The sequence below is a fragment of the Micromonospora sp. NPDC049175 genome (genome assembly GCF_043197345.1).
Lineage (GTDB): Bacteria > Actinomycetota > Actinomycetes > Mycobacteriales > Micromonosporaceae > Micromonospora.
This window is the reverse complement of sequence record NZ_JBICSY010000003.1, coordinates 562,841-579,056: the sequence shown is the minus strand read 5'-3', so window position 1 is coordinate 579,056 and position 16,216 is coordinate 562,841. Positions and strand designations below refer to the sequence as shown.

The following is a 16,216-nucleotide window of genomic DNA, read 5'->3' as shown; positions in this document are numbered from 1 at the left end:
ACAGCGACAGCTGGGCGATGGGTTCGCTGATCGTGTTGTGGTAGGTCTGTTGGCGTGACAACAGAAGCCAGTGCCGCAACCGGGGAAAAGCTGTTCATTTCCTACGCCGGCCCCGACCGGGCCTGGGCGGAGTGGGTTGCCTGGCACCTGGAACACGCCGGGTACGCGGTCGAACTGGACCTGTGGGACTGGGCCGCCGGCGACAACTCGGTGATGCGCATCAACCAGGCGTTGGAGCGGGCCGACCGCATGGTGGCGCTGCTCTCCGAGGCCTACTTCGAACACCAGCGGTTCACCACCGATGAGTGGACGTCGGTCATGTCCGGGCGCGACCGGCAGGGCCGGCTGATTCCGCTGCGCCTTGGAGACGTCACTCTCCCCACGGTGTTGCGCCCGCTCATCGCGCCGAGCCTGGCCGAAAGGTCGGCCGAGGATGCGCACCGGGTCCTGCTCAAGGCGGTGCAGGGAGCACAGCGGCCCACGACCGAGCCCGGGTTTCCCGGCGCGCAGGTGCCCCGGCAGCGACCGGCAGCCGAGGCACCCCGGCTGCCCGGGGGCCATCAGCCCACGCTGTGGCAGGTCCCGAGTCGCAACGCGGACTTCGTCGGGCGGGACCGTGACATCGACGCCGTCCGTCGAGAACTCCGGCCGGGCCGACCCGTGGTGGTCCAGTCGGGCGTTCCGCTCGGTGGGGTCGGCAAGACCCAGGTCGCGGTGGAGTACGTCCACCGGTTCGCCGCCCAGTACGACCTCGTGGCGTGGATCAACGCCGAGGAGCCGCAGCTGGTGCCGGCGCAGCTCACCGCGCTCGCCGCCGAACTGGGGCTGGTCGTCGAGCATGATGAGGCGGGGGCACTGCCCGCGTTGCGGCGGCACTTGCAGCAGCCGAAACGGTGGCTGCTGGTGTTCGACAACGCGGAGACCGCGGAGGCAGTCCAGCCCTGGGTCCAGGCTGGCGTCGGCCACGTCCTCATCACCTCGCGGTCCCGCGACTGGTCCGAGTTCGCGCGGGTGAACCTTGAGCTGCTGACACGGCGAGAGTCGGTGACGCTCCTGCGCAATCGAGTCCCGGAGTTGTCGGCCGAGGACGCCAACCTGGTCGCCGACAAGCTGGGTGACCTTCCGTTGGCCTTGGTCCAGGCGGCCAGCGTGCTGTCCACGATGCCAGCCGAGCTGTACCTGCAGGCGCTGGACACCGATGCCGACGAGGTGCTCAACGAGGGACTGCCCCGGTCCTATCCGCGGTCGCTCGCGGCGGCCCTGCGCGTCTCGATCAACGGGCTCGCCGATCGCGGTGAGGCTCTGGCCCTGCTTCACCTCTGTTGCGTCCTCGCGTCCGAGCCCATCCCGATGGCGTTGCTCAGCGCGGCACCCGGTGCCGTTGAAGAGTCACTGCGTTCGGTGGTGGTCAGCCCGATGCGGCTGTACCGGACCGCGACACAGCTCGGCGACCTGGTCCGCCTGTCACAACGCGGCATCCAGGTGCATCGCCTGGTGCAGACGCTCGTTCTCAGTCAGCTCGATGCGTCCACGCGTGCCGACCTCCGCCGTCAGGCGGGCAGCCTGTTGGCTGCCAGCCACCCCGGCGACCCGGCCTCCGCCTCGACGTGGCCAGCCTGGTCCAAGATCATGCCGCACCTGCTGGCCCTCGATCTGGGTGAAACCGAGGAGGACGAACTCCGCGATGCGGCCTGCGACGCGATGCTCTATCTGCTCTACAGCGGCAACACTGACGCGGGTTTCGGCCTCGCCCGCGATCTCTACGACAGATGGCGACAGAAGTTGGGACCGGATAGCCGCCACACCCTCGTGGCCGCCTCCGAACTCGCACACGCCCTTCACAACCAAGGGCGCGACCGGGAAGCTCTCGACCTGACCGAGGACACCCTGGCCCGCCGGCGCAGGACCCTTGGCCCCAACGACCCTGCCACCCTGCGCTCCGCCAGTGACTACACAGTCGTCATAGCTGCCCTCGGAAGATTGAACGAGAGCATCGACAGAGCCGAGGACCTGCTGGCTCGCCGTACCGAGGTTCTCGGTGCCGACCACCAGGACACACTGACCACTCGTGGCCAATTCGCCGCGATACGGGGCGAGACTGGAAACCTGAGCGCCGCCGCTTCCGGGCTCGATGAACTGCTCACCGACCAACTGCGCGTCCTCGGCCCCAACCACCCCGACACACTCAGCACCCGCAGCAACATCGCCACCTGGAAAGGCAGAGCCGGCGACCACCACATCGCCATCACCGACTTCGATGAACTCCTCACCGACCAACTGCGCGTCCTCGGCCCCAACCACCCCTCCACACTCAACACCCGCGGCAACCTCGCCGGCTGGAAAGGCGAAACCGGCGACCACCACACCGCCATCACCGACTTGGAGGAACTGCTCACCGACCAACTGCGCGTCCTCGGCCCCAACCACCCCTCCACACTCAACACCCGCGGCCACCTCGCCGGCTGGAAGGGCGAAGCCGGAGACCACCACACCGCCATCACCGACCTGGAGGAACTCCTCACCGACCAACTGCGCGTCCTCGGCCCCAACCACCCCGACACACTCAACACCCGCAGCAACATCGCCATCGGGAAAGGCAGAGCCGGCGACCACCACACCGCCATCACCGACCTGGAGGAACTACTCACCGACCAACTGCGCGTCCTCGGCCCCGACCACCCCTCCACACTCAACACCCGCGGCAACCTCGCCACCGGGAAAGGCGAAGCCGGAGACCACCACACCGCCATCACCGACTACGAACAACTACTCACCGACCAACTGCGCGTCCTCGGCCCCAACCACCCCGACACACTCAACACCCGCGGCAACCTCGCCGGCTGGAAGAGCGAAGCCGGAGACCACCACACCGCCATCACCGACTACGAACAACTACTCACCGACCAACTGCGCGTCCTCGGCCCCGACCACCCCGACACCCTCAGGACTCGCGGCAATCTGGCGCACATCCTGCTAGGCCGAGGTGCAGTGCTGGCAGCACGAACCCAGATCACCGCGAGGCTCGAAGTAGAGAGGCGCCTGTTCGGGCGGGGCGACCGCCGAACACAGCAGACACAGGAACGACTCAACGAGATCAAACGTCGCATGGGCGGCCGAGCGGGCCCATCAGGTGTCAAACGCAAAAAGCGCTGACGAGGACGTCTGGTACGACGATTCACTCCTCGACATCTGAGCAGACATCGGTCTACGTCACCTGACGGCTCGGACGTCCCTGCGGCGCGCCGTCGATGCCCTGACCGCGTCCGAGTCACGCCGACCGAGGATGGGTAGGTAGGACCGATGACCTACTTCGCCGACCTGACGCCGTACACCTACTTCGAGCGGCAGGAGGACGAGCCGGGGGTAGCCGACGAGCCGTGGCCGGACCTGCCGCTGCTCAACGTCGGCTGGCTGGACGCCGCGCATCCGTTCCCGACCGGCGCTCCCCCGGACGGGTTGATGCCAGCCCTGACCGACCTGGCCAAGACGCGTGTCCGCCAGACCCGCGGATACCACTTCTGCGAGATCTGCATCCGGGACATCGGCGGGGACGCCAGAGAAGCCATTCGGCAGAGCGCGATCGCCCGCGAGAGCGCCGAGTTCCAGGTCCAGGGCGACGGCGTCGTGTACGCCGCACCTCAGCTCCTGCTCCACTACGTCGCCGCCCACGAATACCTGCCACCAGCCGAATTCTGTAGGGCGGCCCTGGCGGGAACAATCTGACGCGGGTCGGCCCGTCACCCGAGACGTTGGACGCGGACCTTCGGATGCTCGTTCCGGTGGCGAGGTCGCGGTGCTCCTCGGGGACCTCCAGGTCTCTGAGGAACTCGGCGAGGGCCGAGAGCCTGAGTCGGGGTTAAGGTGATCTTCTCATCTCGGTCGGCGGCGCTGCCGTCACCGCGTCGCCGACATCGACGGAAATCGAGGTAACCAGTGCTCACCGTAGGCTCGGCGGACACGACCTCGGTGCCCGCGAGTGAGCGATTCGGTTACTGGCACGACCTGGTGGCGCGCGAGTCGGTCCCGATGCAGATCCACAGCGCCCACGCGGCAAACTTCCAGGCCCGGGCCGAGGTCATCAGTCTGGGTGAGATCGTGCTGTCGTCCTGGCAGTACCCGTCCCTGGACATGCAGCGGACCAGCACGTTCATCCGCCGCAGCGACCCGGAGATGTACGAGTTCGCGCTGCCCTTGTCCGGGCACGGCGGGGTGGAACAGGAGCGGCGGACGAACCTCTTCACACCGGGGAAGTTCACCGTCGTCGACACGTCGCGACCGCATCAGTCGTCGCACCAGGGGCGGTCGCGGCACGAGGGCCTGTTGACGACGCTGACGGTCCTCGTGCCGCATGGTCTCGTACCGCTGCATCCCAACAAGATCGCGCAGCTCCTCGCCACGGACATCTCTGCCGCCGAGGGGATGGGCGCACTGCTCAGCAACTTCGTACGGCAGGTGTTGACCCACCCGGAGCAGTACCAGGAGAGCGACCTTCCACTCCTGGACACCATCGCCCGGGACCTCATCTCCGCGACGCTGGCCCAGCGTTTGGACCTCAGCGAAGCCCTACCGACCGAGGTACGCGGGCACAGCCTGCGCGCACGCGTCAAGGCGTTCATCGACGAGCACCTCGGCGACCCGGCCCTCTCCCCCGGCACTGTGGCGGCCGCGCACCACGTCTCGCTCCGCAGCCTGCACCGGGCGTTCGAGGCCGAGGAGCAGACCGTCGCCGAGATCATCCGGACGAGGCGCCTGGACCGGTGCGCGCGCGACCTGCGCGATCCCCTGCAACGCGGGCGGCCCATCCACAGCATCGCCGCCCGCTGGGGCTTCCCCTCCCAGGCCCACTTCAGCAGGGCCTTCACCGCCGCCTTCGGCATGTCTCCGCAAGCTTTCCGCAACGACCCCTCAACGCCCGACCGGCGTCGCTGACGAGACCCGCCGCAGGCATCAGGTGCAGCCCGACGAGGGCGGCGATGGTCGCGGCACTCGCCCCGGAGATCATGGGCGGGACCAACGAAGCACAGGCAGTAGGCCAGGTCGCTGGGGTTGCTGATGCTGCGGCGGATCAGCAGCCAGTGGCGGTATCTGTCGACTGTGCCGGGAGCAGAGGCCACCGCCCAGTCGTAGAGGCGTAGCCTTTTGGCGCCATCGCAGCTGCGCCGCTTCCACGCCAGGGCCGGCGCGTTTGCGGCGAGGACCTTACCGGTCGTCGCGGCCGGGGACGTGGTTGGCAGCCAGAATCGACTGGGTGTCCAACACCACCGCGCTCGGGTCCGACCGACGAGGCGGTACCGCCAATGAGCACTCAACCTATTGCCCGTAGCCATGAGCACACGTACGGTAACGGCAACGTCGGCCGGGGCGACTCCCCCCGTGGTCGCCCCGACCGACCTGCAGAGGCGTCAAAGTCGCGTGTGCGAGCAGGCAACCGCGAGGACATAGCCGAGCTGATGCCCGAATGCGCCGGGAAGAGTCAGAGAGCAGTCCGCAGCTCAGCGTGAGTCGATACCGGCTGGTGCGGTTGAGTGCGTGACGGCGAGCCGGCCACTCCTCATGATCGGGTTCATCAGCCTGCCGTCAGCCCGCGCGGCGAGGTTGTCCGCCCGCGCGAGTCGGCGCAGGGCGGCAAGGATGTGTCTTTCTCGACGGAGGTGGTGTGGGGGTCGATGAATCGGTCGCGCACGGCCCTTAAGAAGCACTTCCATCGCCGTCGCCGCCGGCACCTCTGACGGCGACGGTGCCTGTAGGTCAGCGGGGTGAGGGCACGCAGGGCAGCACCAAGTGGGAGGTCCAAGGCCGCGCAGAACGCCCGCACCTTGGGCAGCCCCGGATGGTCGAGCCAGTCATCCGAGAGCCACCGGAAGATGGTGGAGCGTCCGACGCTCACGATCTCGCTGATTTGTGCCCGATCTGTGCCGACCGATCTTGGCCGGCGGGTTCCCCCGGGTAAAGATCGTGCTGGTGGAGCTGAGGGGATTTGAACCCTGACCCCGCCAAAGCTGATTTCGACGCTCAGGTTGGCGACGTACAACACCTGCCTCCTGCCCGGGAGATGCGCTGACACACCCCCCGGGCCTGGCAAGGCCGTGATTCAGGCCGACACTCCCGCCGTCGCGGGCTTCTCCTCATCCGTACGCCGCGCCGTCGCATCGTCGTCGTCGTGTTCGTCCAGCATCGTGGCCTCGTCGAACGGGTCGTCGCCGCGCAGCACGCCGACGGCTCGCTCCCGGTCGAACTCGCCTGTCCAGGTGCCCACCAGCACGGTCGCCACCGCGTTGCCCGCGAAGTTGGTAAGCGCCCGTGCCTCCGACATGAACCTGTCGATGCCGACGATCAGGCCGACCCCGTCAACGAGGTCGGGTCGGTGCGACTGGAGACCACCGGCAAGCGTCGCGATGCCCGCGCCGGTCACGCCCGCCGCGCCCTTCGACGCAATGATCATGAACAGCAGCAGCGAGATCTGCTCGCCGATGGAGAGCGGGTTGCCCAGCGCGTCGGCGATGAACAGCGACGCCATGGTCAGGTAGATCGCCGTGCCGTCCAGGTTGAACGAGTATCCGGTCGGCACCGTGATGCCCACGACCGGCTTGCTCACGCCGAAGTGTTCCATCTTCGCGATCAGTCGCGGCAGCGCCGACTCCGACGAGGAGGTCGACAGGATCAGCAGGAACTCCCGGCCGAGGTAGCGCAGCAGCGAGAAGATCGAGATCCGGGCCACGAACCAGAGCAGCGCGCCCAGGAACACCAGCACGAAGATCAGGCAGGTCGCGTAGAAGCCCAGCATGATCTGGGCGAGGCTCTTGAGGGCGTCCACGCCTGTCGCGCCGACCACTGCGGCCATGGCACCGAACGCCCCGACCGGCGCCAACCACATGATCATGGCGAGGACCTTGAAGACGACCCGCTGGATGACGGCGATCGCGCCGAGCACCGGCTCACCGCGCCGGCCCATCGCCTGGACTGCGAAACCGACGAGCAGGGCCACCAGCAGCGTCTGGAGCACCTCCCCCTCAGTGAGCGCGGAGAGCATCGTGGTCGGGATGATCCCGAGCAGGAACTCCGTCGTACCGGCGGCCTCGTCGCCGGCGGCGGCCTTGCCCGCGCCCGCGAGGTCAGCGCCCAGGTTGAGGCCGGAGCCGGGGTGGATGAGGTTGCCGACGACCAGGCCGATGGCGAGCGCGACCGTCGACATGGTGAGGAAGTAGCCCAGCGCGAGGCCGCCGACCTTGCCGACCTTCGCGGCCTGCCGGACCGAGCCGACGCCGAGCACGATCGTGCAGAAGATGACCGGGCTGATCATCATCTTGATCAGGTTGACGAAGCCGGTGCCGATCGGCTTGAGTTCCTTGCCGAAATCGGGGGCGACCAGGCCAACCACGATGCCGGCGAGCACGGCCACGATGACGGCGAGATACAGGTAACGGGTACGGTCCCGGCGGACCGCCGGTGCCGGTGTGGTGGCGGATGCGGTGGTGTCCATGTCGACAATGTGAACCGTGTCTCACCCGTTGACAGCCTTGCGGTCATTCTGTTCACCGCGAACCCGAGACGGCGGCGGCGCGACGAGGAGGTGGTGACGGTGGCCCGACGGCAGTGGAGCATCGCGGGGCAACTCTTCGCCCTCCAGGCGATGGTGGTGACGCTGCTCGTGCTGGCCGGCGCGGCGGGCGCCGTCTGGCTGGCCCGCGTCGACTCCCACCAGGCCGCGCAGGAGGAGGTGCTCGCGGTGGCGCAGACCGTGGCCAACTCCCCCGACGTCCGCGCGGCCCTCACGACCGCCGACCCGGCGAGCGTCCTCCAGCCGTACGCCGAATCGACCCGGAAGGCGACGGACACCGACTTCGTGGTGGTGATGGCCCCCGACCGCACCCGTTTCTCGCACCCCACCCGAAGGCTGATCGGCGAGCCTTTCGTCGGTGACATCGGGCCCGCCCTGGCGGGCCGCCCGTTCACCACCACGAACGTCGGGACGCTCGGCGAGTCGGTGCGCGCGGTGGTCCCGGTGTACGACGAGCAGAGGCGCATCGTCGGCCTGGTCTCGGTGGGCATCACCACCCGCGCCATCAACCGTAAGCTGCTGCGCCAGCTTCCCGTGCTGCTGGGCGTCGCCGCGCCGGCTCTCGCGCTCGCCGCGACCGGCTCCTGGCTGCTCAGCCGCCGACTGCGCCGCCAGACCCACGGCCTGGGCCCGGCGCAGATGACCCGGATGTACGAGTACTACGACGCGGTTCTGCACTCCGTACGCGAGGGTCTCGTCGTGCTGACCACGGACCGGCGGGTCGCGTTGATCAACGACGAGGGTCGCCGGTTGGTGGGGCTCGACGTGGACGCGCCGGTGATCGACCAGCCGGTCGCCGGGATCGACCTGCCGCCCGCGGTGGCCGACCTGCTCGGCTCCGGGCGCGACGCCCTCGACGAGCCCGTCCTCGCCGGTGACCGGGTGCTTGTCGCCAACCAGCGGACCACCCGCTTCGAAGGCGCGGTGCTCGGCACCGTGTTGACCCTGCGCGACCAGACCGAGCTGCGCACCCTGGCCAGCGAGTTGGACTCGGTCCGCGCGCTGACCGAGGCGTTGCAGGCGCAGACCCACGAGTCGGCCAACCGGCTGCACACCGTGCTGACGCTCGTGGAGCTGGGCCGCGCCGACGAGGCCGTACGACTCGGCACCCGGGACCTGGCCCTCGCCCAGCAATTGACCGACCGGGTCGTCGGCGCGGTGACCGAGCCGGCGATGGCGGCACTGCTGCTCGGCAAGTCGGCACAGGCCGCCGAGCGCGGGGTGGACCTGGTCATCGAGCCGGACTGCCGCCTCGACGACAGCCCACTGCCCACGAACGACCTGCTCACCGTCGTCGGCAACCTGGTCGACAACGCCCTGGAGGCGGTCGCCGGCACGCCCCCGCCGCGCACGGTACGGGTCTTCGTCGGCGCCGTCGACGACGAGCTGCTGGTACGGGTGGCCGACAGCGGCCCCGGGCTGGCCGCGGACCGGGTGGCGGACGCGTTCCGGCGCGGCTGGTCCACGAAGAGCACCGGACGGGGGCTCGGTCTGGCGCTGATCGGGCAGGTGGTCCGCCGCCACGGTGGCCGCTACGAGGTGGCCCGCGCGGACGACGGCGGCAGCCTGTTCACGATCTACCTGCCGGTCGGTGGTGCCCCGCGATGACCGACATCCGGGTGCTTGTCGTCGAGGACGAGCCGCTGCTGGCCGAGGCGCACTCCGCGTACACCGAACGGGTTCCTGGTTTCGTGGTGGTCGGGGTGGCGCACACCGCGCGGGCGGCGATGGCGGCGCTGCGCGCGGGTGGCGGCGGCGACGTGGACCTCGTACTCCTGGATTTTCGGTTGCCCGACCTGCACGGCCTGGACGTCTGCCGGGCGCTGCGCGCGGCCGGCAGCAGCGTCGACGTGCTCGCGGTGACCAGCGCCCGGGACCTGGCGGTGGTGCGGACCGCGGTGTCCCTCGGGGTGACCCACTACCTGCTCAAACCGTTCACCTTCGCGGCGTTCCGCGACAAGCTGGAACGCTACGCCGACTACCGCGCGCAGGCGCTCGCCGACGGGGAGGTCGCCGCCCAGCACGAGGTGGACCGGATGTTCGCCACCCTGCGCGGCACCGCCGGGCACAGCCTGCCCAAGGGCCTCGACGCGCAGACCCTCAATCGGGTACGCGCCGCGCTCACCGACGGGACCGACCCGCGGGTGGGACTGTCCGCGACCGAGGTGAGCGCGGCGACCGGCATCTCCCGGGTGACCGCCCGCCGCTACCTGGAATACCTGGTGACCGTCGACCGGGCGGTCCGCAGCCCTCGCTACGGCACCCCCGGCCGCCCCGAGGTCGAATACCGGCCCCGGTGAGCGGCCGGCTACGCAGATTTGCGTAGAGCCGAGCCCTCCGTGGGCTGACGTCGATCCCGCCTGGGCGGCGGATAGTCGAGCCGTGACCGATCAATCCATGGCAAAGACGGATCGTCGCCGCTGGGCCGTCGCGGCCTGTGCGGCGCTGGTCGTGGCGGCGATCGGCGACGCCGGTCCCGAGATTGTGGAGTCCCGCAGCCTGATAGCCGGTTACGACGGCCCGGGGCCGCTGATCTACCTGGGGGTGGCCGCCCTGGTGGCGGCCGTCAGGTGGCGGTTCCTGCCGTTGCTGGCGGTGGTGACGGGCGCCTTGTTCCTGCTCGGCGGATTCTCCGACGCCTCCTTCGTGGACCGGCTCGGTACCCCGGCGGAACCCGTTCAGTTCTGCGCGGGATGGCTCCAGGTGGCCGGATTCGCCGCGGCTGTCGCGTTCGGGGTCGCCGCCGTCTGGTGGCACAGACCCGTGCCGGCCCGGACGGCTGATCCAGACGAACGACAGGACACGGATACGGAAGGACCTCGACGGTGAGCGCGATCGTGGCGAGAGTGGCGGCGGCATCGAGAAGCACACGGTTGTCGCTGTGTGGGCTGGTGGTGGGCATCCTGGGACTGCTCATCCAGTGGATCGCCGACCCCGACACGTTCCCCCTGTTCCCGCCGGGGATCGTCTTCATCGTGGTGTGCGGCGCGCTGGTGTTCACCGTCCGGCGCTGGTGGGCACCGGTGTTCGCGGTGTTGATCTCGCTGTGGATCGTCCTCGGCGGGTGGGCGGCCGGCCAACTGACGCCGAATTTCCGGTCGGACAATGCGGGGACTGTCGCGGGCAACGTGGTGATGACACTCGGGCTGGCGTTCGCCGCGGTCACGGGGATCATGGCGATGCTCGGAGCGTGGCGGGCTCGTGGGAGGTGACGAACACGACGGGCGACCCGGGCTCCGGCGGTTCCGATGTCTGACGGACCTGATGTGGACGGTCGGGGCGGCGGCGGTGCTCGTCGCCGGCACGATCGGTGCGGCCAGCGGGCAGGGCACCGCGGATGCGGACCTGGACTTCTGGGGGATTTCGCTGGTCTCGGCGGCGGCACTGGCGACGGTGGGATCGCGCCGAGCGCCGCTCTGGGCACTTGCCGGAGCCATGCTGAGCGTCAGCGCATACCTGCTGGCCGGCTACCCGTACGGGCCGGTGCAGTTGTGCATGGTGGTCGCCATGTTCGAGGTGGCCAGACGCCGGCCGCTGCGACTGTCAGCCCCCGCCTGCGGGATCGCGGCGCTTGCCGCCTCGGCAACTGTGCTGCTGCGCGCGATGCCGCACCTGCACCAGCCCGTCGTGCTCGCCATGGGATGGACTGGTTGGGTGGTGCTGCCGTGGTCGCTGGGCGCGCTGGCGCACCTCACGACGGTGGCCCGGGAGCGGGCCAGACGTGATCTCGTCGCCCGGGCAGCCGCGGCCGAGCGGGTACGGCTGGCCGGCGAGGTGCACGACGTCGCCGGACACGGCTTCGCGCTGATCGCGATGCACGCCGGGATCGCGCTGTTGGTGCTCGACGAGCGCCCCGACCAGGCGCGCGCCTCGTTGCAGGCGATCAAGGCCACCAGCGGCGTGTCGTTGGCCGGTCTTCGCGGCATGCTCGACGCGTTCCATCCGCCTGACGGGGAGGCGGGGCTGGCCGGTGTCGCCGCCCTCGTCGGCGAGATCCGCGCGGCCGGTCTGCCGGTGGAGGTGACGATGACCGAGGTGACGCTGACCGACGAGGTCGACGCGGTGGCGTACCGGGTGGTGCAGGAATCGTTGACGAACGTGCTGCGGCATGCCGGACCGACCACGGCGGATGTCCACGTGACACCGGCCGACGGCGACGTGTTGGTGCGGGTCGGTGACCGTGGGCGCGGTGCCGCCGAGGGTGCCCCGACGGGGGGACGGGGGTTGGTGGGGCTGCGCCGCAGAGTCGAGGCTGTCGGCGGTCGATTCACCGCCGGCCCGCGGACCGGCGGTGGTTTCCAGGTCACGGCGTGGCTACCGGTGGGAGGTGCCGGATGATTCGGGTGGTCCTGGCCGACGACGAGGAACTGGTGCGGCTGGGTCTGCGGGTGCTCATCGACCGGGAGGACGACCTGGCTGTGGTGGGTGAGGCAGCGTCCGGGCACGACGCGCTGCGGGTGGTACGCCACGTGCGGCCGGACGTCCTGCTGCTGGACGTCCGAATGCCCGGCCTGGACGGCCTGGCGACGCTACGGGCGATCGCGGCCGAGCCTGACCTCGCGTGTACCCGGGTGATCGTGGTGACCACCTTCGAGATCGACAGGTACATCTTCGAGGCGCTGCAGGCCGGGGCCGCTGGCTTCGTGCTGAAGGACACCGAACCGGCGGACCTGGTTCGGGCGGTCCGGGTGGCGGCGGCCGGCGAGGCGCTGCTGTCGCCGTCGGTAACCCGGCGGGTGGTGTCGCTGTTCAGCCAACCAGGCGGCGGCGTCACCCGCATCGACATGCTGACCGACCGGGAGCGGGAGGTCGTCGCCTGGGTGACCACCGGTCGCACCAACGAGGAGATCGCCCGAGAACTCTCGCTGAGTCCGGCAACCGTACGCACCCACGCCAGTCGGGCGATGATGAAACTGAACGCCCGTACCCGGGCCCAACTCGTCGTCGTCGGCATCCGCGCCGGCCTCACCGTGGACCGCTGACGCCGGCAGGGCCGGCCCCTGGCCGTACGCCGCTCGACGTACGCGTCGGCCGTCGTGGGGCGGACGCGGGAAACGGCGTCGTCGGACACGCTGAGGCATGCAGAAACGAATGCCCTGGCTGATGCTCGCCGCCGCCGTCGTCTTCAGCCTGGTGCTCGTGTACCCGTACCTGGCCCTGGACATCCAGAAAAGCCGCATCGACGTCAGCGGGGCCCTGCGCTACGGCGTGCTCGTCACGCACATCTTCACCGCCGCGGTCGCGCTGGTCCTCGGCCCGCTCCAATTCTCACCGAAGGTACGCGCCCGTCCACGGATCCACAGGTCCATCGGCCGCTGCTACCTCGCCGTCGGAGTTGTGCCGTCCGGCCTCACCGCGATCCCGGTCGCGGTGTGGTCCGGTCGCCTCCTGACACAGGTCAGTCTCAGCACCGCCGCCGCCCTGTGGCTGATCACCGGCGGTCTCGGGTACCGGGCCGCCCGACGGCGGGACTTCGCCGCCCACCGGGACTGGATGATGCGCAACTATGCGCTGACCTTCCTCGCCGTCACGGCCCGCATTTTCGTACCCCTGCTCCTGCTGGTGCAGATCCCGTTCGGCCGGGTCGCCGCGGGCGAGATCGGCACACAGGCACCCTCGATGATTCCCCTCGGCCAGACCCTGGCCTGGATCGTCAACCTGGCCGTGATCGAGGCCGTCATCCGAACTCGGCGACGTCGGAAGTGGAAGGATCGAGGACAACCCGATATGCAGGAGGTGAGCCGTGACGTCGAGCAATGCAGAACGGATGCCCGAGTGGCCGACGGCCGAGCACGTACCCGCCGAGGATTTGGCCCGTCGTCAGGGCATCCGGCCGGTCGCCTCCGTGGATGACCTGGCCCGTCCGGGCCTGTTCGGGTCGGACGAGGAACTGGACGAGTTCCTCGTCGATCTCTACACCTCTCGGCGGGCCGGCGCCGCATGAGCTTTGTCGTTCTGGACACGGACGTCGCGTCAGCAATCCTCCAAGGGCGGCTACCTGAGCGTCTGGACGCACCTGATTATCGCCGGATCAAGCGATCTGGCGAAGATCATCGCCGTAGTCGAAGATGATCCGCATGCGGGCCCCGAGCGCCCGTGCGTATCGGCTCAGCGTCGCGACCTCGTTGGCCTCTAGGTCGCCGTTCTCGATCTGACTGACTCGACCGGGTGTGACACCCATCAGCTCGGCCACCTGCCGCTGGGTCAGGCCCAGCCGCTTCCGCTCTTCGGCAAGGTGGAACGCGCTGACCCATGCCTCGGTGCGGGCCCGCTCCGCATCGAGTGCTTCATCGTCTCCATCGTGCAGCTCAGCCCGAATGTCGTCCCAGTCATGGAAGTCGCTCATCAGCCCTCCCTCCGTTTCCTCTCGAAGGCCAGCCAACCCTCGTACGCGATCTCAGCGACCGGGATCGCTTTCTCGTACCATCGAATCCAATCTCCCGCCTTGTTACCGGCCACCAGCAGCACGGCCTGGGACCAGGGATCGAAGACGAACAGGACCCGTACGGCAACGTCCCTTCCGGACCTTCGGCCGGAGTTCCTTGAGATTGCTGATGGTTGAACCCCTGAGGGTGTCAACCAGTGGACGCCCCAGGCCCGGACCGGTCTCCGCAAGCATGTCGATCGCCACGTCGACCGACCGGTACGTCGCCGGGTCGGTCTGCCGCAAAGATCGCAACCAGTCGCGGACATCGGTTGTCGCCCTGATCGCCCAGCGACGCGGCGGCTCATGAGAAATGGGACAACTATAGCCTGGGCTATACACGGAGCGGGTGCGCCTCTTTCCGGTGGCGGACGGAAGATCCGTTGTTAGACTGTGCGGAGTTGGGTTAGCGGTACGACCAGGGAGACCAGACATGGCGGGTGACGACGACATCTCCGGGTGAGACCGGACATGTTCGGCCACCGGTTCGGCGCGCGCAGGCGCAGCCGCCGTGGCCATGCCGTCGTTCCACAGGTCCCCGTGTCGTCGGGCGGCTTAGGCGCGCCCACCCCACCCTTTGAGGTCACTCGCATGTCTGATGCGTTCATCGTCTGCTCGAACCTGTCCTTCTCCTGGCCGGACGACACTCCGGTCTTCGCGGAGCTGTCCTTCACCGTCCCCGGCGGTCGCACCGGCCTGGTCGCGCCCAACGGCGCCGGCAAGAGCACCCTGCTGCGACTGATCGCCGGGGAACTCACGCCCAGCGGCGGCAGTGTCACCGTCGACGGCGTGCTCGGCTATCTCCCGCAGACGCTGCCGCTGGTCGGCGACCTGACCGTGGCGCAGGTGCTCGGCGTCGCCGAGCGGATCGCGGCGCTGCACGCCATCGAGGCCGGCGACGCCGCCGAGGCGCACTTCGCCACCATCGGCGACGACTGGGACATCGAGGAGCGCACCCGCTCCGAGTTGGACCGGCTCGGCCTCGGCGAGCTGTCCCTCGACCGGCGGCTGCACACCCTCAGCGGCGGCCAGGTGATCTCCCTCGGCCTGGCGGCGCAACTGCTGCGCCGGCCGGACGTGCTGCTGCTCGACGAACCGACGAACAACCTGGACGTGGAGGCGCGGCACAAGCTCTACGACGTGCTCACCGACTGGTCGGGGTGCCTGCTGCTGGTCAGCCACGACCGGGAGTTGCTGGACCGGATGGACCGCATCGCCGAGCTGGAACGAGGCGAGATCACCTGGTACGGGGGCAACTTCACCGCGTACACCGAGGCGGTGCAGGCGGCGCGGGAGGTGGCCGAGAGCAACCTGCGCAACGCCGAGCAGGAGGTCAAGCGGGAGAAGCGGGAGATGCAGCAGGCCCGGGAGCGGGCCGACCGGCGGGCCAGCAACGCCTCCAAGAACCTGAAGAACGCCGGGCTGCCGAAGATCTTCGCCGGCACCATGAAGCGCAACGCGCAGGAGTCCGCCGGAAAGTCTCACGAGACACACTCCGCCCGGCTCGGTCAGGCCAAGGCCCGCCTCGACGAGGCCGGCCGGGCGGTCCGCGACGAGGACAGCATCACCGTCGACCTGCCGGACACCACGGTCCCGGGCGGGCGCACGGTCTTCTCCGGCCAGGGCATGCGGGCCCGCTTCGACGACCGGGACCTGTTCGGCGGCGACGGCGCCGACCTGGTGATCCGGGGACCCGAGCGGATCGCGCTCACCGGGGCGAACGGCGTCGGCAAGTCGACCCTGCTGCGCCTCGTCAACGGCGACCTCGCGCCGTCCGACGGCGAGATCAAGCGGGCGGACGGGCGGATCGCGTACCTGTCGCAGCGGCTGGACCTGCTCGACCTGGACCGGACGGTGGCGGAGAACTTCGCCGCGTACGCGCCGAGCCTGCCGGACGCGCGGCGGATGAACCTGCTGGCCCGGTTCCTGTTCCGGGGCTCGCGGGTGAACCTGCCCGTCGGGGTGCTCTCCGGCGGTGAGCGGCTGCGCGCCACGCTCGCCTGTGTGCTGTGCGCCGAGCCGGCGCCGCAACTGCTGCTGCTCGACGAGCCGACGAACAACCTGGACCTGGTCAGCGTCGCCCAACTGGAGAGCGCGCTGTCCGCGTACCAGGGGGCGTTTGTCGTGGTCAGCCACGACGAGCGGTTCCTCGCCGAGATCGGCGTGCAGCGCTGGTTGCGGCTGGCCGACGGCCAGTTGCGCGAGATCAGCGCCCCCGACCGGGGCTGAGCCGG

Annotated in this window: 13 protein-coding genes and 1 pseudogene; 11 read left to right on the top strand and 3 right to left on the bottom strand. The window is 69.4% G+C overall.

What is annotated here, in order from left to right; translation table 11 throughout:
- Positions 1-54: 54 nt before the first annotated feature.
- The 3 genes from fxsT (at position 55) to ACGFH8_RS16525 (ending at position 4,929) form a co-directional block, all read left to right on the top strand.
- The gene (gene fxsT, locus ACGFH8_RS16535) at positions 55-3,153 is read left to right on the top strand and encodes an FxSxx-COOH system tetratricopeptide repeat protein (RefSeq protein ID WP_393367751.1); all 3,099 of its coding nucleotides are present in this window, start codon (positions 55-57) and stop codon (positions 3,151-3,153) included.
- A 147-nt stretch (positions 3,154-3,300) separates the two neighbouring features.
- Entirely contained in the window at positions 3,301-3,723 is a 423-nt protein-coding gene (locus ACGFH8_RS16530) for a hypothetical protein (RefSeq protein ID WP_393367749.1), read from the top strand.
- A 243-nt stretch (positions 3,724-3,966) separates the two neighbouring features.
- Positions 3,967-4,929: a helix-turn-helix domain-containing protein gene (locus ACGFH8_RS16525; protein WP_393367747.1), complete on the top strand. Its 963-nt coding sequence runs from the start codon at positions 3,967-3,969 to the stop codon at positions 4,927-4,929.
- A gap of 1,162 nt (positions 4,930-6,091) precedes the next feature.
- Here ACGFH8_RS16525 and ACGFH8_RS16520 read toward each other — a convergent pair.
- Positions 6,092-7,480 carry a cation:dicarboxylate symporter family transporter gene (locus ACGFH8_RS16520; protein ID WP_393367745.1) on the bottom strand — a complete coding sequence of 463 codons (1,389 nt, stop codon included), beginning with the start codon at positions 7,478-7,480 and terminating at the stop codon, positions 6,092-6,094.
- Between the two features lie 99 nt (positions 7,481-7,579).
- Here ACGFH8_RS16520 and ACGFH8_RS16515 point away from each other — a divergent pair, with 99 nt between their 5' ends.
- The 7 genes from ACGFH8_RS16515 (at position 7,580) to ACGFH8_RS16485 (ending at position 13,411) form a co-directional block, all read left to right on the top strand.
- On the top strand, positions 7,580-9,166 hold the full coding sequence (locus ACGFH8_RS16515; protein WP_393367743.1) for an ATP-binding protein: 1,587 nt from the start codon (positions 7,580-7,582) through the stop codon (positions 9,164-9,166).
- Positions 9,163-9,858, top strand: coding sequence for a response regulator (locus tag ACGFH8_RS16510; RefSeq protein ID WP_393367741.1), 696 nt, complete (start codon positions 9,163-9,165; stop codon positions 9,856-9,858). The genes ACGFH8_RS16515 and ACGFH8_RS16510 overlap by 4 nt, the downstream gene beginning before the upstream one ends.
- 82 nt (positions 9,859-9,940) lie before the next feature.
- Positions 9,941-10,387, top strand: coding sequence for a hypothetical protein (locus ACGFH8_RS16505; protein WP_393367740.1), 447 nt, complete (start codon positions 9,941-9,943; stop codon positions 10,385-10,387).
- Positions 10,384-10,770 (top strand): hypothetical protein, encoded by a 387-nt coding sequence (locus ACGFH8_RS16500; protein WP_393367738.1) that lies wholly within the window; start codon positions 10,384-10,386, stop codon positions 10,768-10,770. The genes ACGFH8_RS16505 and ACGFH8_RS16500 overlap by 4 nt, the downstream gene beginning before the upstream one ends.
- Positions 10,771-10,822: 52 nt before the next feature.
- Positions 10,823-11,896, top strand: coding sequence for a sensor histidine kinase (locus ACGFH8_RS16495; protein WP_393367736.1), 1,074 nt, complete (start codon positions 10,823-10,825; stop codon positions 11,894-11,896).
- Positions 11,893-12,540 carry a response regulator gene (locus ACGFH8_RS16490; RefSeq protein WP_393367735.1) on the top strand — a complete coding sequence of 216 codons (648 nt, stop codon included), beginning with the start codon at positions 11,893-11,895 and terminating at the stop codon, positions 12,538-12,540. Before ACGFH8_RS16495 ends, ACGFH8_RS16490 begins: the two co-directional genes overlap by 4 nt.
- 97 nt (positions 12,541-12,637) lie before the next feature.
- Positions 12,638-13,411: a DUF2306 domain-containing protein gene (locus tag ACGFH8_RS16485; RefSeq protein WP_393367734.1), complete on the top strand. Its 774-nt coding sequence runs from the start codon at positions 12,638-12,640 to the stop codon at positions 13,409-13,411.
- A gap of 178 nt (positions 13,412-13,589) precedes the next feature.
- Here ACGFH8_RS16485 and ACGFH8_RS16480 read toward each other — a convergent pair whose 3' ends face one another.
- Positions 13,590-13,904 (bottom strand): helix-turn-helix domain-containing protein, encoded by a 315-nt coding sequence (locus ACGFH8_RS16480; RefSeq protein ID WP_393367733.1) that lies wholly within the window; start codon positions 13,902-13,904, stop codon positions 13,590-13,592.
- Positions 13,904-14,297, bottom strand: a pseudogene (locus ACGFH8_RS16475) (type II toxin-antitoxin system RelE/ParE family toxin). Before ACGFH8_RS16475 ends, ACGFH8_RS16480 begins: the two are co-directional and overlap by 1 nt.
- 276 nt (positions 14,298-14,573) lie before the next feature.
- Between ACGFH8_RS16475 and abc-f the strand changes: the two are divergent.
- On the top strand, positions 14,574-16,211 hold the full coding sequence (abc-f, locus tag ACGFH8_RS16470) for a ribosomal protection-like ABC-F family protein (protein ID WP_393367731.1): 1,638 nt from the start codon (positions 14,574-14,576) through the stop codon (positions 16,209-16,211).
- Positions 16,212-16,216: the final 5 nt, after the last annotated feature.